The following is a 17,685-nucleotide window of genomic DNA, read 5'->3' as shown; positions in this document are numbered from 1 at the left end:
GCTAGCCGCTGTCTGTGAGGGAAGGTGTCGGCAACCCGTTACCGTTTTCGGAAGGTTGTCTCCATGACCCGTTTCGTCCCGGGGCTGCGTCGTCGCGTGTTCGCCGCCGTCGTTGCCTCCGCTGCGCTCGGCGCCACCCTGCTGGTGGGATCCAGCTCGGCGACTGCCCACAACTACTACCGCGCGGTTCCGGCGCCGCCCGCCGTGCCGACCAGCGCCGACCAGATCCAGAACATCGACCAGGTCAAGACGGCCATCAAGGGCTACTACGGCGATCGGACGCCCACGCAGATGGACCCCGTCAACGGGACCAGCGCCGTTCATCAGTTCTCGGACACCAGCTCCTACGCGAAGGAGATGGCGGGGATCGTCGCCGCGGCCGAGAAGACGCTGACGAAGCACAAGGCCCTGACGAGCCACGGGAAGTCGATCCTGTTCGACATCGACGACACGACGCTGAACACCTACAGCTACGAGATCTACTCGAACTTCGTCTACAACCCGTCCACCAACGCCGCGTTCGTCAACGCCTGCCTCACCGCCACTGGCTGCGTCTTCCCCGCCGTGCCGGGAATGGTCGGCCTCGAGAAGTTCGCCGAGGCGCGCGGCTACACCGTGTTCTTCCTGACCGGCCGCCCGCAGAATGCGTCGACGACCCAACTCGCCGGGACCTTGGCGAACCTCACAGCGGTCGGCTATGACGTCAACCCGTCCAACGTGTACCTGAAGAATCCGGCGGACCCGTGGCTGAGTTCGTGCTCCAACGGGACGACGATCACCTGCACCACCACGCAGTACAAGTCCCTGACCCGGCAACACATCGAGTCCCTGGGCTACGACATCGTGGCCAACTTCGGTGACCAGTACAGCGACCTGAACGGCGGGTTCGCCGACAACACCTTCAAGATCCCGAACCCGATGTACTTCCTGCCGTAAGTCCTGCTCGGCCGGGCGGGCCGGGTATCGCCTGCGGGCGGTGCTCGGCCCGGTCCTTTCGCCGGCGGCACTCAGGCGATGGCGTCGACCCGGGCTTTCTCCGGCAGCGCCGCCGGGCGCGGCCGCCGCTCCCGGGGCAGCTCCACCCGGACGGCCAGTCCGCCGAACGGCGGAGCGGCCGCCTGCAGCCGGCCCTGATGGGCTTCCACGATCAGACGGACGATCGCGAGACCGAGGCCGGCGCCGCGGGTGGCTGTGCGCACCTTCCCGGCGCCCCGGCGGAACGGCTCGAACAGCCGGTCGACATCCCCGTTCGGAATCACCGTCCCGCCGTTGGCCACATGCAGCCAGGCCTTGTCGTCGGTCTGTCCGGTCGTGATGCGCAGCCAGCCGTTCGGCACGTTGTGCCGGATCGCGTTCTCGACGAGGTTGCCGATCAACCGCTCGAGCAACCGCGGATCACCGACAGTGATGGCCTGCTCCACCTCCGTCTCGATCCGCACTCCGCTGTGCTCGGCCTCCGAGGTGACGGCATGCAGCACAGGAGGCACCAGAGCGGCGAGGTCCACCGGCTCGCTCACCTCGAGCTCGCCACCCCCGACCGCCTGCAACCGTGCCAGCGTCAGTAGCGAGGTGACCAGCCGTTGCGCGCGTTCGGCCGCGCTCCCGATGATCTCGCCCATCCGGCGCAGCTCTTCGGTGTCGGCGTTCGGGTCGCTGAGGGTGACCTCGAGCTCGGTGCGTATCACCGACAGCGGCGTACGCAGTTCGTGGCTCGCGTTGGCGACGAACAGGCGCTGGCTGTCGAAGGCCTGATCAAGGCGGCCGAGCATGGCGTCGAAGGTGTCGGCGAGCTCGCGCAACTCGTCGTCCGGACCGCCGAGATTGATGCGCTGGTCCAGCGTCTCGGTCGACAGCGCCCGCGCGGTCTGGGTCAGCTGGGCGATCGGCCGCAACGCCTGTTTCGCCAAGAGATAGCCGCCGGTCGCGCCGATCACCACGATGATCGCGAAGAACAGCACACCGGTGGAAAACAGGTATTGCAGCGCGGCCGACTTCGTCTTGTCGGCCGCCTTGTTCAGGGCGAGCGTGGAGTTGTACGGCGTCCCGTCCTGATGGACGACGACGGCGTCGGTGGGCAGGGTGTAGCTGGCCTTGATCGAGTTGTTGATCAGGATCACGCAGGTGAAGAGCAGCGAGATGCCGACCAGGAGAACGAGTCCGCCGTACAACAACGCCATGCGCACGCGAAGCGTCGGGCGGAAGAACCTCACTGGGCCGTCCCGGCTCCTTCGTTCGCCACACCGAGGGCGGCCGGGTCGATGCGGTACCCGGAACCGACGACGGTGTCGATGATGGGCGGCTCGCCCAGCTTGCGGCGAAGCGTCATCATCGTGACCCGCACGGTGGTCGTGAACGGGTCGGCGTTCTCGTCCCACACCCGGTCGAGCAGCTCTTCACTGCTCACGACCGCACCCTGCGCCATCAACAGCGTCTCGAGGACGCCGAACTCCTTGCGGGTCAGGTCGATCAACTCGCCGTCACGCGAGACCGTGCGCTTGGCCGAGTCCAGTTCGATGTCGCCGGCGCTGAGCACCGGCGGTGCCGCCGGGGTGGTGCGCCGGCCCAGCGCCCGCACGCGAGCGACCAGCTCGGCGAACGCAAACGGCTTGGCCAGGTAGTCATCGGCGCCCAGTGCGAGCCCGTTGACCTTGTCCTCGACCGTGCCGCTGGCGGTCAGCATCATCACCCGGGTGAGCACGCCCTCATCGGTCAACCGGCGACAGATCTCGTCGCCTGACATGCCGGGCAGGTCCCGGTCGAGCACGACCACGTCGTAGCGCGTGAGCGCCGCTTTGCGGTAGCCCTCGTCCCCGTCCGTGGCGACGTCGACCGCCATGCCCTCCCGACGCAGGCCACGGGCAACCGCCTCCGCGAGCTGCACTTCGTCTTCCACGACGAGGATGCGCATCCTCAAGCCTCCGTCATTCACCGAACTCGCGGGCACGGGGTGCGACCTGGATGTCGCCGGACGTCGCGCCGTTCTCGCCGGGCGCCAGCTTGGCCGACCACTCGACGATGCGCCGTCCGATGTCCTGGACGGTGAGCCCGACCGCTGCCCGTACGTCCGCCACACTTCCGTGTTCGAGGAACCGTACCGGTATGCCGATCTCCCGTGTGGGACCGTCGTGCCCGGCGTCGCGCAGAGCCTGGCTGATCCGCGCGCCGATCCCGCCCGCGGCGACGCCGTCCTCGACCGTCACCACGAGCCCCGCCTGCGCCGCCAGGCCGACGAGAACCGGGTCGACCGGGCTGACCCAGCGCGGTGCGACGACCCGGACGGTGTAGCCGGCGCGTCTCACCGCCGCAGCCGCGTCGAGCACGTCCCCGGACATGGACCCGACCGCGACGGCCAGCACATCGACGTCGTCCTCAGCGCCCGGTTCGGACAGGACGTCGACCGAGCCGACCCGCCGAACAGCGGGCACGTCTACGCCGAGCGGTGTCTTCGGATACCTCAACACCGTCGGTCCGTCGGTCACCTCGACCGCCTCGTGCAGCAGCTCGCGCAGCGTCGTCTCGTCCCGTGGCGCCGCGATGCGCAAACCGGGCACCATGCCGAGCAGGGCGAGGTCCCACATCCCGTTGTGGGACGGACCGTCCTGCCCGGTGATGCCGGCCCGGTCGAGAACGACGGTCACGGGCAGGCCGTGCAGGGCGACGTCCATCAGCAGCTGGTCGAACGCCCGGTTCAGGAACGTTGCGTAGAGGCAGACGACGGGGTGCAGCCCGCCGAACGCGAGGCCGGCGGCGGAGGTCAACGCATGTTGTTCGGCGATCCCGACGTCATAGGTCCGATCGGGGAAGCGGCGGGCGAACGCGCTGAGGCCGGTCGGATCGCACATGGCGGCGGTGATGGCGACGATGTCGTCACGCTGCTCCCCCAACGCCACCAGCTCGTCACCGAAGACGCCCGTCCAGGTCCGGCCGGTGCTCGGCCGGGCCAGTCCCGTGGCCGGGTCGAAGCCGCCCGATTGGTGCATCTGGTCGGCCTCGTCGTTCTCGGCCGGCGCGTACCCGTATCCCTTCCGGGTCACGCAATGCACGATGACCGGCCCGTCGAATCCGCGGGCGAGACGCAGCGCGTGCTCGACAGCCGCGACATCGTGCCCGTCGATCGGGCCGAAGTACTTCAACCCGAGGTCCTCGAACATGCCCTGAGGTTGCAGCATGTCCTTGATCCCACGCTTCACGCCGTGCAGGGCGTCATAGATCGGCTGGCCGACGACCGGTGTCCGGCCCAAGGCGCCCTTCACCTGGCCGAGCACCCGCTCGTACCCGGGCTTGAGGCGCAGACCGGCCAAGTGCTCGGCGAGCCCGCCGACGGTCGGTGAGTAGGAGCGGCCGTTGTCGTTGACGACGATGATCACCGGCCGGTGGGCGCCGGCGATGTTTTTCAGCGCCTCCCAGCACATCCCGCCGGTGAGGGCGCCGTCGCCGACGACGGCGACGACCGGTCGCCTTTCCCCGCGCACTTCGTAGGCCTTGGCCAGACCGTCGGCGTAGGACAGCGCGGTCGAGGCGTGCGAGTTCTCGATCCAGTCGTGCGGGCTCTCGGACCGGCTGGGGTAGCCGGACAGGCCGCCGCCCTGGCGCAGCGTCGGCATCTGCTCGGCGCGGCCGGTAAGGATCTTGTGGACGTAGGCCTGGTGGCCGACATCGAAGAGAATTGGTTCGGTCGGGGAATCGAAGACCCGGTGCAGCGCGATGGTCAGCTCGACGACGCCCAGATTCGGCCCGAGGTGACCACTGGTGCGGGCGACGGTGTGCACGAGGAGGTCGCGGATCTCGCTGCCGAGGGTGGTGAGGTCGCCCGTGCTGAGGGCGCGCAGGTCTGCCGGTCCAGCGATCCGGTCGAGCACCCGAGCCATGGGATTGATGTTACGGCGCGTCGGCCGCTTCGTCCGGTTGCAGGGTGGCCACACATTCGACGTGCTGGGTCATCGGGAAGGCGTCGAACGCCCGCAGGGCCGTCAGCCGCCAGCCCGCCTGGGCCGCGGCGGCCACGTCGCGGGCGAGAGTGCCGGGATCGCACGAGACGTAGCCCACGGCCCTGGGCCGCAGGTCGAGGATGGCGGTCATCACCTCGCGGCCGGCGCCAGCACGCGGCGGGTCGAGAACCACGACGTCGGGCCTCGGCTCGATCGCGGCAAGGAGGGCCGGCTCGACCGGGCCGCGCCGCACCTCGGCCCAGGGCTGGTCGTCCAAGGCTCCGCTCGCGTCGGCCACCGCGGCCGCCGACGACTCGATGCCCACGACCCTTCCCAGCGGGCCGACCGCCTCAGCCAGCGGCGCGGTCAGGGCGCCGGCACCGGCGTACAGATCGAGCACCCGCTCCCCCGCCGCCGGCCGCACCGCGTCCAGCAACGCTCGGGCGAACACGTCGGCCGCCGCCGGGTGCACCTGCCAGAACCCGTCAGCGGCGACGGTGAACTCGTGCCCGAGCACGTGGTGACGCAGCCGGGTCGGTCCGGCGACGACCGCAACCCGATCCGGTGGGCGGCGCCCCCGGGCCTGCCGTCCGCCGCCGGGCCGGTGGCCGAGCAGCGTGATGTCCGGATCGTCGCCCCGCGCCGCTTCGATGCCGGTGTAGCCGCGCCAGTTGTCGGCCAGCGCGGACGTGTCGCCGACTCCGTCCACCCCGAGCGGGCAGTGGTCGACGTGCTGGATCTCGTTCGACCGGTGGCGGTGCAGACCCGGACGCCCGGCCCGGTCGACGGCGAAGACGATCCTGGTCCGCCAGCCCAGCAGGCCGCCGGGCAGCTCCTCGACGCCGGCGAACAGCCCGGCCAGGTCGAGGCCGGCGATGCGGGCGAATTGCTCGCGGATCACCGTGGCCTTGAGCTCGCGTTGTGCAGCGCCGGTCGCGTGCTGCCAGTCGCAGCCGCCGCACAGGCCAGGGCCGGCGTAAGGGCACGGCTGCGGTACCCGGTCCGGTGACGCGGTCAGCACCTCGACGGCGTCGGCGCGGCAGAAGCTGCCGCCGCGGTCCTCGGTGACGACCGCCCGCACTCGCTCGCCCGGTAGCGCGTGGCGGACGAACACAACACGTCCCTCGTGGCGGGCGACGCAGGCGCCGCCATGAGCCGGCGCCCCGACGTCCAGTTCCAGCGAGCGGCCGAGAAGGGAGTCGTCAGGCACGGGCGAGCGGGCTGGGGTCGGGCTCAGGCGGGGCGGCACCGGACGGCGGTACGTTCGGGCCGTCCGGTCGGATCGGTCGCTGGGCGAGGGCCACGCTGGAGTCCAGCAACCAGGGAACGCTGGTGACCATCACGCCGGGCACGAACAGCAGGCGGCCCTTGAGCCGCAGGGCCTGCTGGTTGTGCAGCAGCTGCTCCCACCAGTGGCCCACCACGTACTCGGGGATGAAGACACTGACGACGTCGCGGGGGCGATCGGCGCGCAGCTTCTTGATGTAGTCGAGCAACGGGCGGGTCACTTCGCGGTAGGGCGATTCGAGGACGGTCAGGGGCACCGGCAGGTCGTGCCGTTCCCAGTCGGCCTGCAGCGCGCGGGTGTTCTCGTCCTCGATGTTGACGGTCAGCGCAGTGAGCGTGTCCGGTCGGGTCGCCTTGGCGTACGCGAGCGCCCGCAAGGTCGGCTTGTGCACCTTGGACACGAGGACGACGACGTGGTTGCGCGACGGGAGCATCAGCCCGGTGTCGTCGGTGGCCAGCTCCGACGACACCCGGGTGTAGTGCTTGTTGATCGCTCGCATGATCATGTAAAGGATTGGCATCGCGATGAGCACGAGGTACGCGCCCTTCGTGAACTTCGTCAGGATCACGATCGCCAGCACGACGCCCGACAGGCTGGCGCCGAACGCGTTGATCGCGCGCGAATTGCGGATGTTGCGCCGCTCCTTCGGGTCGCGCTCGGTGCGGATCACCCGGTTCCAGTGCCGCACCATCCCGGTCTGCCCCAGCGTGAAGGAGGTGAACACGCCGATGATGTAGAGCTGGATCAGCTTGGTGACGTTGGCGTCGTAGATCCAGATCAGGGTTCCGGCGACGAGGGCGAGCGCGACGATGCCGTTGCTGTAGGCCAACCGGTCGCCGCGGTTGTTGAGCTGAGCGGGCAGGTTCTTGTCCCGCGCCAGGATCGCCCCCAAGAGCGGGAAACCATTGAAGGCAGTGTTCGCGGCCAGGACGAGGATCAGGGCGGTCGTGGCCTGGACGAAGAAGAAGCCGGCCGAGTGCGGGCCGCCGAAGACCGCGCTCGCGACCTGGGCGATCACCGTGCGCTGTGGTTTGTCGGCGCAGTGGGCGACGTTGGTGAAATGGCAGCTGGTGTGGGTCGGGTCGGTGATGTGCACCTTGGCGATGAGGGCCAGGGCGGTCAGCCCCATGAACATGCTCACCGCGATCGCGCCCATCGCGACCAGAGTCAGCTGGGCGTTGCGCGCCTTGGGCGGCCGGAAGGCCGGCACGCCGTTCGCGATCGCCTCCACACCGGTCAGCGCCGTGCAACCCGACGAGAAGGCCCGCAAGGTGAAGAACATGAGGGCCAGGAAGCTCAGCGACCCGTACCCGTGCTGCGTCTCGATGTGGTACTTCGCGCTCTCGGCGACCGGGGCGTCGCCGGCGATCGTTCGGTACAAACCCGTCCCGATCATGATGAAGACGCCTGTGGCGAACAGGTAGGTCGGCGCGGCGAAGGCCAGACCGGCTTCGCGCAGTCCGCGCAGGTTGACGGCCGCGAGCAGGACCACGAACGTCACTGCCATGCCGACGCGGTGCGTGCTGAGCGACGGCGCCGCGGAGATGATGTTGTCCACGCCGGACGACACCGACACCGCGACGGTCATCACGTAGTCGACCAGCAGGGCGCTGGCCACCACTACTCCGGCGGACCGTCCGATGTTCTTGGACGCGACCTCGTAGTCGCCGCCGCCGGTCGGGTAGGCACGGACGAGCTGCCGGTACGACAGCACCACGGCGGCCATCAGCACGACGACCGCGCCGGCGACCCAGGGGGCGAGGTACAAGAAGGCCGTGCCGCCGACCGTCAGCACGAGCATGATCTCCTGCGTCGCGTACGCGACGCTGGACAGCGCGTCGGACGCGAAGATCGGCAGGGCGAGCCGCTTCTGCAGAAGGGTGTGCCCGGCCGCCTCGGAGCTCATCGGCCGGCCGATGATGACCCGCTTCAGCACACGGGTGACAAGAGCCACTATCGAGCCTCGCTTCGCTCCTGTGCTTCGCTCGCTCACGACGGAAACGGTACTGCCGCTGTGGGAGACCCACGCCGCCGCGCTCTACGCTGGCTGCCGTGCACATCGTCATCATGGGCTGTGGGCGGGTCGGGGCGGCGCTCGCGCTGCAGCTGGCTCCGCTCGACCACACCCTGTCGATCATCGATCAGGATCCACTGGCCTTCCGCCGGCTGGGCGACCACTTCCCCGGCAACCAGGTGAAGGGCGTCGGATTCGACCGCGACACGCTGATCGAGGCGGGGGTCGAGCAGGCCGGCGCCTTCGCTGCGGTCAGCAGCGGTGACAACTCCAATATCATCGCCGCCCGCGTGGCGCGCGAGACCTTCGGCGTGCACCGGGTCGTCGCCCGCATCTACGACCCGAAGCGCGCCGAGGTGTACGAGCGTCTCGGGATCCCCACCGTGGCGACCGTTCCGTGGACCTCCTCCCGGCTGCTGAAGGCGGTCCTCGGGGAGACGACCGCCGAGGCCTGGCGCGACCCGTCGGGCGCCATCGCCCTCATCGCCGTGGCTCCGCACGAGGGCTGGATCGGCAAGTCGATCGCCGACTTCGAGGCGGCGACCGGCACGCGGGCCGCGATCTACACGCGCTTCGGCACCGGTCAGCTGCCGCTGCCCTCGACGCTCATCCAGTCCGGGGACACACTGCACGTGATGGCGGCCGACGAGCACCGCGCCACCCTGCACCAGATCGCCGGCCACGCGCCGGACGGGAGTGCCGCATGAGAGTCGCGATCGCCGGAGCCGGCGCGGTAGGGCGATCCATCGCGCGCGAGCTGCTCGACAAGAACCATGAAGTGCTGCTGATCGACAAGGACCCGGCCAAGGTGCTGCCGGACCGCATCAAGGGCGCCAGCTGGCTGCTCGGTGACGCCTGCGAGGTAGCCAACCTCGAGGAGGCCAAGCTCGAGGACTGTGACGTCGTGGTCGGTGCCACCGGCGACGACAAGGCCAATCTCGTCGTCGCGCTTCTGGCCAAGACCGAGTTCGCCGTCAACCGCGTGGTCGCCCGCATCAACCACCCCTCCAACGAGTGGCTGTTCACCGAGGCGTGGGGTGTGGACGTCGCGGTGTCGACGCCGCGGGTGCTCGCGTCGCTCGTCGAGGAGGCCGTCGAGGTCGGCGACATCGTCCGCCTCTTCGGTATCCGCGAGGGACAGGCCAACCTCGTCGAGCTGACCCTTCCGCACGACGCGCCGTGCGCCGGCTGCCCGGTACGCGATCTGCGCCTGCCCAAGGAGACCACGCTCGTGGGCATCGTCCGCGGCAAGCGGGTCATCACTCCGGCGCCGGACGAACCGCTCGAGGGCGGCGACGAACTGTTGTTCATCGCCTTGCCGGACTCCGAGGACGCCCTACGCCGTGCCGTGCTGCCCGGCTGAACCGGCGCCCAGCCGGCGCCGAGCGCGCTGCACCACCCAGTAGCTGAACCCCACGGCGGCGATGAACAGCGGATAGCCCATGGCGATCCGGGCGACTCCGAGCCAGCCGTCCTTGCGTTGGTGGTAGAGCGACGCCTGGACGATGCCCCGGGACAGGAAGACGGCCGTCGCGGCGAGCGTGGCCCAGGTGTAGGCGAGCAACAGTGGGCGCCGCCGGTGCCACGGCTGTTCGCCGTCGGTCGGCGGCGTCGGGTCGAGGAATTCCCACAAGAGCCCGACCAGAGGCCGGCGCAGCAACACCGAGACGGCGAACGGCACGGCGTACACGAAGCTGGTCCAGATGCCGAGCAGGAAGAAGCCGCGAGCATGACCCGTGCGGGCCGCGATCGCCGCCGCGACGACAACCCCGAAGAGGCCGGACAGCGCCTGCTGCGTCGGCTGCTTGCGAACGACGCGGTAACCGGCGAGCAGCAGCGCCGCCCCGACCGCCGAGACGATGGCGACCTTGAGCGAGGCCGCGATGTTCACGAGGATGAAGACGGTCGTGGGAATCGCGGTGATCAGCGCGCCGCTCCAGCCACCGATGCTGGCGATCGCCTGCTGGCGGAACGTCTCCCGCAGATCCAGGTCGGGGCGATCCGCCCGGTCCGGCTCCTCGGTCATGCGCCAGGCGGGAGGAGCTCGTACCAGGGGTTGTAGATAACCTTGCGGCCGTTGTGCTCGCCCACCCGTCCGCGGGCCACGACCCGCCGCCCGGGCTCGACGCCAGCGATCCGCCGCCGGCCCAGCCACACCAGGTCGAGCGAGTCGGTGCCGTCGAACAGTTCGGCCTCCAGGGTGGGAACGGTCTCGCTGGGCGTATATACGACGGCCCGCAGCCGGCCGACCACCTGCACGCAGGTGCCGCGGCGCAGCTCCTGCATCGGCACGCATGAGTGCTGCTTGATCTCCTCGCGCAGCTCGGCGGCGTCGAGGTTCTCGGCACTCGCCGTCAGGCGGTGCAGCAGCGACTGACCTTTCCCCATAGCTTCAGCGTAGGCCAGTCCCGGTCGGTACGCCGGTTATTCGGGCGCAGGTAGCTCCAGGTCACTCGGCAGCTGCAGAGGCACCGGCTCGCGGACCGGTAGCGGCTCCGCGCCGCGGACGACCACCACGCTGCGCAGAGCCTGCTCGAGCACCGCGGCCCGAGCGCCGTCGGCGGCGACCGGGCCGGCCACCAGGGCCCGGAGGAACCACCGCGGGCCGTCGACACCGATGAACCGCACGGGAACGGTTCCGCTGCCGTTGTCGGCCGGCAGCGTGCCGCGCAGCTCGACGCCGAACGGGCCCTCGACCTCCTTGGCCGAGGCCTTGCGCTGGGCGTTCAGCGACTCGGCGATCTCGGCCCGCACCTCGTCCCAGATGCCTTCGTTGCGCGGCGCGGCGAACACGCCCAGCTGCATGGTCCCGTCGGCAACGGCGAGCGTTGCCGAAATGACCTGTTGCGCCTCGTTGACGTCCAGCCGCACGTCGTAGCCGTCACCCACGGGGACCCGCAGCGCGCCGAGGTCGACCCGGGCCACATCGTCCTCGGGGGCGTCGCGCTCGTCGTAGGGACCCGTGGTGGCGTCCGGCTCGCTGCGGACGCGGGTCTCCCACGGCGGCGTGGCATCGAGCTTGGAGCGGTCGGTCCGCTTCTGCTTACGTCGTCCGGGCACTACTGATGTCCTCCGTCTGTCGGAACGAGCGGTCGCCCGGCCAGGACGGCCGAACCTCCGGTGGAGCCATGGCCGCCGGCGCCCCGCTCGGAGAGGGGTAGTTCGGGCACCTCGACGAACTGTGCCCGTTCGACGCGCTGGACGACCAGTTGCGCGATCCGGTCGCCGCGGGCCAAGTGCAGTTCGGAAACGGGGTCATGGTTGATGACGATCACCTTGATTTCGCCCCGGTAGCCGGAGTCGATCGTCCCCGGCGCGTTGACCAGTGCCAAGCCGGCCCGCGCCGCCAGACCGGAGCGAGGGTGCAGGAAGGCGGCGAATCCGTCGGGGACCGCGACGGCCAGGCCGGTCGGCACGACGGCGCGCTCACCCGGCGCGAGGGTGACGTCCACGGCGGTGACGATGTCCGCGCCGGCGTCGCCGGGCAACGCGTAGGTGGGCAGCGGCAACTCGGTGTCGAGCCGGCGCACCAGCACCTGTGGCGCGGCCGGCTGCGGCTCGGTGGTCATGGTGGCCGAGGCTACCCTCGACGCTGTGGACCTCAGCAGCGACGGCACCCCCGTCGGTGACGCACCGGTCCGCGCGACGCCCGTCTATCAGGAAACGCTGCGGACCCCCTGGTGGTGGTACCTCATATCGGCAGGTGTCGCCTGCCTGCTGGCGGCCGAGTTCCACATCTCCGGCCTGCCGCTGACCGACTGGATCCCCTTCGGCACGCTGCTGCCCTTGTCGATCGTGCTCGTGTGGTGGATGGGACGCAGCCGCCTGGAGATCTCGGCCGGCGAGCTGCGCATCCGCGACGCCCACCTGCCGCTGCAGTACGCCACCGGAGCCGTTGCGCTGGACGGCGCGACGCTGCGTCGCGTCATCGGCCGCGAAGGGGATCCGGCGGCCTACGTGTCCATCCGCCCGTGGATCGGACCCGGGGTCCAGGTGTGGATCGACGACGAGGACGACCCGACGCCGTACTGGGTCGTCAGTTCACGCCGGCCGGACCGCGTCGTCGCCACCATCCGGGCCGCCCGATAAGTTCCGGGGATGACAACCGCAACATCCCAGCGACGGTTCGAGGGGCAGGTCGCGCTCGTCACCGGGGCGAGCCGCGGCATCGGGCTGGCAGTCGCCAAGCGACTGCTCGATGAAGGCGCCCGCGTACTGATCACGGCGCGCAAACCGGACGGCTTGGCCGCCGCCCGCGCCGAACTCGACGGCGGCGACAACGTGATCTCGGTGGCCGGTGCCGCCGACAATCCCGACCATCAGGATGAAGCGGTCACCACGGCCGTCACTCAACTGGGCGGGCTCGACGTCCTCGTCAACAACACCGGCATCAATCCGGCCTTCGGGCCCCTCACCGAGCTCGACGAATCGGCGGCCCGCAAGATCATGGACGTCAACGTGCTGTCCGCGCTCTCGTGGACCCGGCGGGCGCTGGCGGCCGGTCTCGGCGCCCACCGGCCGGGCGCCGTCGTCAACATGGCCTCGGTCGCCGGCATCTCCCCCGCCCCCGGCATCGCGTACTACGGGGTGAGCAAGGCGGCGCTGATCGGCCTCACGGTGCAATTGGCCGCAGAACTGGCGCCGCGGGTGCGGGTGAACGCGATCGCGCCCGCGGTGGTCAAGACTCGCTTCGCCGCGGCGCTGTATGCGAGTGACGAGGAGGCCGCCGCCGCGCGGTATCCGCTCGCCCGGTTGGGCGAACCGGAGGACATCGGAGCGGCCGCGGCCTTCCTGGCGTCATCGGACGCGGCGTGGATCACCGGCCAGACGCTCGTGGTCGACGGCGGCGCCGGCCTGCGCGCCAGTTTGTAGAGAAGGGGCTCTAGCCGCCTCCCCGCGATTAACTGTTGTAAGTCGAACCAGTATCTCTGCCAGATCGACTGTCTTTCCCCCTACCAGCCTCTTCTTGCTAGGCGCAGTCTCGGCAGATCAGCTGACCCTTGCGCTCGCGGGCGAGCCGGCTTCGGTGGTGTACCAGGAAGCAGGACGAGCAGGTGAACTCGTCGCTCTGCTTGGGCAGCACGCGCACGGTCAGCTCCTCGCCCGACATGCTGGAAAGGTCTGCGCCGGGAAGTTCGAGGGACTCGGCCAACTCGGTCTCGTCAACGTCGATCGATCCCGACTGCGCCTCGGCGCGGCGGGCCTTCAGTTCCTCGATCGAGTCCTCGTTCAGTTCCTCGACGTCTCCGCGACGCGGGGCGTCGTAGTCAGTCGCCATGCGGTAGTCAACTCCTCGGGGGGTTCTCCCCAGTCGTCCAGTTCAGTTCTGGTCCTCGTGGGCGGACTAGGTCCGTCCGGCGCTGGAACGTTCCGGGCCCTCGTTTTGTGCCCACTTCCAGCGTCGGATGCTCAGCGCGACGGATCTGCGCACGCGGGGCAAGCGACGGAACGGTACCGCGTCGGGGCTTCTCGCAAACGCGCCGGGCTGCCACCTGTATTCCCAGCGCTCCGCCGCTACGATTTGGCCCCCTGCCACGCGGGCCCGCGCGGCGCACATCGGGAGGTACACAGTCGTGGCCAGCACGGTGACCAGGCGCCCCTTGCCGGCGCTCATCGCGCTGCTTGCGCTGCTCCTGTTGACCGCGCTGGTGTGGTGGCGGGTGATGCACCGAAGCGACGGGAAGTCCGTCGCCAAGCCGTGCCCGACCCAGACCGCTGCGCAGACCCTGCCGGCGCCGGCCCGGATCACCGTGACTGTGCTGAACGCGAGCAAACGCAACGGGATCGGGGCGACCACGCGCACCGCACTCGTCGGTGACGGGTTCAACGTCCCCCGACCGGCGGCGAACGACGCGCCGAGGACCAAGGTGCCCGGCGTCGCCGAGATCCGCTACGGGCCGGCCGGCGCAAAGGGTGCCACGCTCCTGAGGTACTACTTCCCGGGCGCCCGGATGGTCCCGACGGCGAGCAAGACGGCGACGGTGGTCGTGTCCCTGGGCAACAAGTACGTGCGGATCGCCGAAGCGAGCACCGTCCAAGCTGCACTGAAGAAGGCCAACATCGTGGTCGAGACCGCGACGTCGACGTCCACCGGCCCGAGCCCGTCCGCCAGCTGCACTAATCCCTGACGGAGTCGGCCCCCTCGGATTCCAGGAGCGCGAAGAACGATTCGGCCAGGGCCGGCCCCGCGGCCGCATACAGCCGTTCGGACGGCGGCCGCCCGTGCAGCCCGCTGACGAGGCATCCCGCCTCGGTCGCCACGAGACCGCCAGCGGCGTGATCCCACGGGTTGAGGCCGGTCTCGAAGTAGGCGTCGAGGCGGCCGGCCGCCAGGAAACACAGGTCGAGCGACGCCGCCCCCAACCGCCGCACGTCTCCGATCCTGGGCAGCATCGGCGCGAGCGCAGCCACCTGGCGGCTGCGGACCTCCGCGTCGTAACTGAATCCGGTGCCGACGACGGCCCGGCTCAGCGGGACCTCGCGGCGTTCGCCGAGCCGGCGGCCGTCCAGGTGCCCGCCGCCACCCAGCCGCGCGTGGAACAGCTCGCCGGACACGGGGTTGCAGACGGCGCCGGCGACCACGACCCCGTCGATCTCGGCGGCGACCGAGACCGCGTACACCGGGATCCCCAGCACGAAGTTGACCGTGCCGTCGATGGGGTCGAGCACCCAGCGGACGCCGCTCGTGCCCGTTCGCCCGCCACCCTCCTCGCCGAGGATCGCATCCTCGGGCCTCCGCAGGGCCAGCTCGTCGACGAGCCAGCGTTCGGTATCCCGGTCGACCTGGGTAACCAGATCAGTGGCCGTGCTCTTCGCCGAGACCGCGAGTCCTTCGATCCCGGCGTCTCGCACGACCGCGGCCGCGCCCTGGGCCAGCCCGGCGGCCAGCCGCTCGAGGTCCTCTGGCGTCGGCGGGGGCGAGGGGGGGTCGGCTGTGCTCACCGGTCCATCCGACACGAGAGCACCGGTACTTGGATAGGGTCCGCACACACTGCATGAGTGAGGAGCACGACATGGCGGCGGCACCGCGGCCCGGACAGGCGTTCGGGATCGACATCGGCGGCACCGGCATCAAGGGCGCGATCGTCCACGTGGCGAGCGGACAGCTGGCAACCGAACGCAAGCGCATCCTCACGCCGCATCCGGCCACGCCCCACGCGGTCGCGGCCGTCGTTGGGCAGCTCGTGGCCGACGCGCAGTGGAAGGGCCTCATCGGGGCCACCTTTCCCGCAGTGATCAAGCACGGGATCGCCCAGTCGGCGGCGAACGTCGATCACGCCTGGGTCGGGACGGATGCCGACAAGGTGTTCACCGACGCCGTCGGCGCGGGCAGCGACGTCATCGTCCTCAACGACGCCGACGCGGCCGGGATCGCCGAGTCCCGCTTCGGTGCGGCCAAAGGGGTCGACGGGGTCGTCATCATGCTCACCTTCGGCACGGGCATCGGCAGCGCGCTGCTGATGAACGGCGTCCTCGTCCCGAACACCGAACTCGGGCACCTGGAGCTGGACGGGCACGACGCGGAGACCCGCGCGGCCGCGTCGGTGCGTGATGAGCACGGCATGTCCTACCGGAAGTGGGCGGGGCGGGTGAGCAGCTACATGCAGCACGTCGAGCGCCTCTTCACGCCTGACCTGTTCGTGGTCGGCGGCGGGGTCAGCAAGAACGCCGACAAGTGGGTGCCGCTGCTCGAACTGAACACCCCGGTCGAGCCGGCCCAGCTGCTCAACGACGCCGGAATCGTGGGCGCGGCGATCGCGGCGGTCGAACGGCTCGGCGAGTAAGGACCTCCGCCTGGCTCGCAACTTTGCCGTCGCGCAGTACAATTCAAGCCAGGGAACTGCGCACGTACTGGACTCGATCGCTGAGTCAACAGACAGACGGCCTTCGACCCTCGACCGAGCCCGCGTTCTGCGGTGCCCTTCCGACGCGTTCGACATCCTCGTCCGTACGCACTCGTGGTGAAAGGTCCTCAGTGGCAGCCAGCAAGCAATCCTCGGTAGACAACACCGTGACTCGTTCTTCCCGCTCTCTCGCGGCCGCCAGCGCCACGAAGCGCACCGCCACGGCGGCGGTCCGCCCGGCCGCCAAGTCCGCCGCCGCCAGGGCGGACACCGCCAAGTCCGCCCCGGCGAAGGCCGCCCCGAAGCCGGCCGCCAAGAGCGCCGCCACAAAAGCACCGGCCAAGTCGGCCACCAAGTCGACCGCGGCCAAGCCGCCGACGAAGGCCGCCGGCAAGAAAGCCGCCGACGCCGATCCGGCCGAGGACGCCGTCGCGATCGACCCGGCCGACGTCGTGGTCGACGGCGACGCCGAGGTTCCCGCCGAGGGCGCCGAGACCGACGAAATCGTGTGGGACGAGGAAGAGGAGTCCGAGGCGCTGCGCCAGGCGCGCAAGGACGCCGAGATGACGGCTTCGGCCGACTCGGTCCGGGCCTACCTCAAGCAGATCGGCAAGGTGGCGCTGCTCAACGCCGAGGAAGAGGTCGACCTCGCCAAGCGAATCGAGGCCGGTCTCTACGCCGCCGAGCGGCTGCGGCAGGCCGAAGAGGCCAACGAGAAGCTCGTCCTGCAGGTCCGGCGTGATCTTCGCTGGATTGTCCGTGACGGCGAGCGGGCCAAAAACCACCTGCTCGAGGCGAACCTCCGTCTGGTCGTCTCGCTGGCCAAGCGCTACACCGGCCGCGGCATGGCGTTCCTCGATCTCATCCAAGAGGGCAACCTCGGCCTGATCCGCGCGGTCGAGAAGTTCGACTACACCAAGGGCTACAAGTTCTCCACGTACGCGACCTGGTGGATCCGCCAGGCGATTACCCGCGCGATGGCCGACCAGGCCCGCACCATTCGCATCCCGGTGCACATGGTCGAGGTCATCAACAAGCTCGGCCGCATCCAGCGCGAGCTGCTACAGGACCTCGGCCGCGAGCCGACGCCCGAAGAGCTCGCCAAGGAAATGGACATCACGCCGGACAAGGTGCTGGAGATCCAGCAGTACGCCCGTGAGCCCATCTCGCTCGACCAGACGATCGGCGACGAGGGGGACAGCCAGCTCGGCGACTTCATCGAGGATTCCGAGGCCGTGGTCGCGGTCGACGCCGTGTCGTTCACGCTGTTGCAGGACCAGCTGCAGTCGGTCGTACAGACGCTGTCCGAGCGGGAGGCCGGCGTGGTGAAGCTGCGCTTCGGTCTCACCGACGGCCAGCCGCGCACCCTCGACGAGATCGGCCAGGTCTACGGGGTCACTCGCGAGCGGATCCGGCAGATCGAGTCCAAGACGATGTCGAAGCTGCGCCACCCGTCGCGCTCGCAGGTCCTGCGCGACTACCTGGACTGACGAATACTTCTCTCGTCGCCTCTGCCGGTCATTGCAAGCTCACCAGGCCGACCACGCCGACGATGTAGAGGACGATCACGGCGAGGGAGTCGACTCCCATCCCCAGCATCTGTCGCTGCGG

At 69.8% G+C, this 17,685-nt stretch carries 18 protein-coding genes and 1 pseudogene; 8 read left to right on the top strand and 11 right to left on the bottom strand.

Annotation, left to right across the window (positions count from 1 at the left end; genetic code table 11):
- The first annotated feature begins 63 nt into the window (after positions 1–63).
- Positions 64–936, top strand: coding sequence for an HAD family acid phosphatase (locus ABR571_RS18000; RefSeq protein ID WP_409454587.1), 873 nt, complete (start codon positions 64–66; stop codon positions 934–936).
- A 71-nt stretch (positions 937–1,007) separates the two neighbouring features.
- Here the strand turns inward: ABR571_RS18000 and ABR571_RS17995 are convergent, their stop codons facing one another.
- Genes ABR571_RS17995 through ABR571_RS17975 form a run of 5 tightly spaced genes read right to left on the bottom strand, consistent with a single transcriptional unit; the run spans position 1,008 to position 8,122 of the window.
- Positions 1,008–2,210 (bottom strand): sensor histidine kinase, encoded by a 1,203-nt coding sequence (locus ABR571_RS17995; protein WP_409454586.1) that lies wholly within the window; start codon positions 2,208–2,210, stop codon positions 1,008–1,010.
- A complete protein-coding gene (locus ABR571_RS17990; protein ID WP_409454585.1) occupies positions 2,207–2,908 on the bottom strand; it encodes a response regulator transcription factor in 702 nt (233 codons plus the stop codon). Before ABR571_RS17990 ends, ABR571_RS17995 begins: the two co-directional genes overlap by 4 nt.
- A 13-nt stretch (positions 2,909–2,921) precedes the next feature.
- Positions 2,922–4,868 carry a 1-deoxy-D-xylulose-5-phosphate synthase gene (dxs, locus tag ABR571_RS17985; protein WP_409454584.1) on the bottom strand — a complete coding sequence of 649 codons (1,947 nt, stop codon included), beginning with the start codon at positions 4,866–4,868 and terminating at the stop codon, positions 2,922–2,924.
- A gap of 10 nt (positions 4,869–4,878) precedes the next feature.
- On the bottom strand, positions 4,879–6,138 hold the full coding sequence (locus ABR571_RS17980) for a class I SAM-dependent RNA methyltransferase (RefSeq protein WP_409454583.1): 1,260 nt from the start codon (positions 6,136–6,138) through the stop codon (positions 4,879–4,881).
- The gene (locus tag ABR571_RS17975) at positions 6,131–8,122 is read right to left on the bottom strand and encodes an APC family permease (RefSeq protein ID WP_409454603.1); all 1,992 of its coding nucleotides are present in this window, start codon (positions 8,120–8,122) and stop codon (positions 6,131–6,133) included. Before ABR571_RS17975 ends, ABR571_RS17980 begins: the two co-directional genes overlap by 8 nt.
- 146 nt (positions 8,123–8,268) lie before the next feature.
- Between ABR571_RS17975 and ABR571_RS17970 the strand changes: the two genes are divergently transcribed.
- Complete coding sequence (locus tag ABR571_RS17970) at positions 8,269–8,937, top strand: potassium channel family protein (RefSeq protein ID WP_409454582.1); 669 nt, start codon at positions 8,269–8,271, stop codon at positions 8,935–8,937.
- The gene (locus tag ABR571_RS17965; RefSeq protein ID WP_409454581.1) at positions 8,934–9,593 is read left to right on the top strand and encodes a potassium channel family protein; all 660 of its coding nucleotides are present in this window, start codon (positions 8,934–8,936) and stop codon (positions 9,591–9,593) included. The genes ABR571_RS17970 and ABR571_RS17965 overlap by 4 nt, the downstream gene beginning before the upstream one ends.
- On the opposite strand, the gene ABR571_RS17960 is transcribed toward ABR571_RS17965, so the two are convergent.
- The 4 genes from ABR571_RS17960 to dut are packed head-to-tail and all read right to left on the bottom strand — an operon-like array spanning position 9,567 to position 11,799.
- Positions 9,567–10,256: a DUF3159 domain-containing protein gene (locus tag ABR571_RS17960; RefSeq protein WP_409454580.1), complete on the bottom strand. Its 690-nt coding sequence runs from the start codon at positions 10,254–10,256 to the stop codon at positions 9,567–9,569. The two genes, ABR571_RS17965 and ABR571_RS17960, sit on opposite strands and share 27 nt — an antisense overlap.
- Complete coding sequence (locus tag ABR571_RS17955) at positions 10,253–10,618, bottom strand: OB-fold nucleic acid binding domain-containing protein (RefSeq protein WP_409454579.1); 366 nt, start codon at positions 10,616–10,618, stop codon at positions 10,253–10,255. Before ABR571_RS17955 ends, ABR571_RS17960 begins: the two co-directional genes overlap by 4 nt.
- Positions 10,619–10,654: 36 nt before the next feature.
- Entirely contained in the window at positions 10,655–11,290 is a 636-nt protein-coding gene (locus ABR571_RS17950; protein ID WP_409454578.1) for a DUF3710 domain-containing protein, read from the bottom strand.
- On the bottom strand, positions 11,290–11,799 hold the full coding sequence (gene dut / locus ABR571_RS17945) for a dUTP diphosphatase (RefSeq protein ID WP_409454577.1): 510 nt from the start codon (positions 11,797–11,799) through the stop codon (positions 11,290–11,292). Before dut ends, ABR571_RS17950 begins: the two co-directional genes overlap by 1 nt.
- Before the next feature lie 25 nt (positions 11,800–11,824).
- Between dut and ABR571_RS17940 the strand changes: the two genes are divergently transcribed.
- Positions 11,825–12,319, top strand: coding sequence for a DUF3093 domain-containing protein (locus tag ABR571_RS17940; protein ID WP_409454576.1), 495 nt, complete (start codon positions 11,825–11,827; stop codon positions 12,317–12,319).
- 9 nt (positions 12,320–12,328) lie between these two features.
- A complete protein-coding gene (locus ABR571_RS17935) occupies positions 12,329–13,102 on the top strand; it encodes an SDR family oxidoreductase (protein ID WP_409454575.1) in 774 nt (257 codons plus the stop codon).
- Between the two features lie 97 nt (positions 13,103–13,199).
- Here ABR571_RS17935 and ABR571_RS17930 read toward each other — a convergent pair whose 3' ends face one another.
- Positions 13,200–13,508 carry a DUF4193 domain-containing protein gene (locus ABR571_RS17930; protein ID WP_409454574.1) on the bottom strand — a complete coding sequence of 103 codons (309 nt, stop codon included), beginning with the start codon at positions 13,506–13,508 and terminating at the stop codon, positions 13,200–13,202.
- A 307-nt stretch (positions 13,509–13,815) separates the two neighbouring features.
- Between ABR571_RS17930 and ABR571_RS17925 the strand changes: the two genes are divergently transcribed.
- The gene (locus ABR571_RS17925) at positions 13,816–14,358 is read left to right on the top strand and encodes a LytR C-terminal domain-containing protein (protein WP_409454573.1); all 543 of its coding nucleotides are present in this window, start codon (positions 13,816–13,818) and stop codon (positions 14,356–14,358) included.
- Here the strand turns inward: ABR571_RS17925 and ABR571_RS17920 are convergent.
- Positions 14,348–15,172, bottom strand: a complete 825-nt coding sequence (locus ABR571_RS17920; RefSeq protein ID WP_409454572.1) for an inositol monophosphatase family protein — start codon at positions 15,170–15,172, stop codon at positions 14,348–14,350. The genes ABR571_RS17925 and ABR571_RS17920 overlap by 11 nt on opposite strands.
- Positions 15,173–15,225: 53 nt before the next feature.
- Here ABR571_RS17920 and ppgK point away from each other — a divergent pair, with 53 nt between their 5' ends.
- Together ppgK and ABR571_RS17910 are read left to right on the top strand one after the other, a co-directional pair.
- On the top strand, positions 15,226–16,014 hold the full coding sequence (gene ppgK / locus ABR571_RS17915; protein WP_409454571.1) for a polyphosphate--glucose phosphotransferase: 789 nt from the start codon (positions 15,226–15,228) through the stop codon (positions 16,012–16,014).
- Between the two features lie 173 nt (positions 16,015–16,187).
- Positions 16,188–17,564, top strand: a pseudogene (locus ABR571_RS17910) (RNA polymerase sigma factor); the annotation flags it as partial.
- Positions 17,565–17,685: the final 121 nt, after the last annotated feature.

It is taken from the genome of Jatrophihabitans sp. (assembly GCF_046262535.1).
Classification (GTDB): domain Bacteria; phylum Actinomycetota; class Actinomycetes; order Mycobacteriales; family Jatrophihabitantaceae; genus Jatrophihabitans.
Note: the sequence above shows the minus strand (reverse complement) of the source record. Positions and strands in the feature narration are given on the sequence as shown.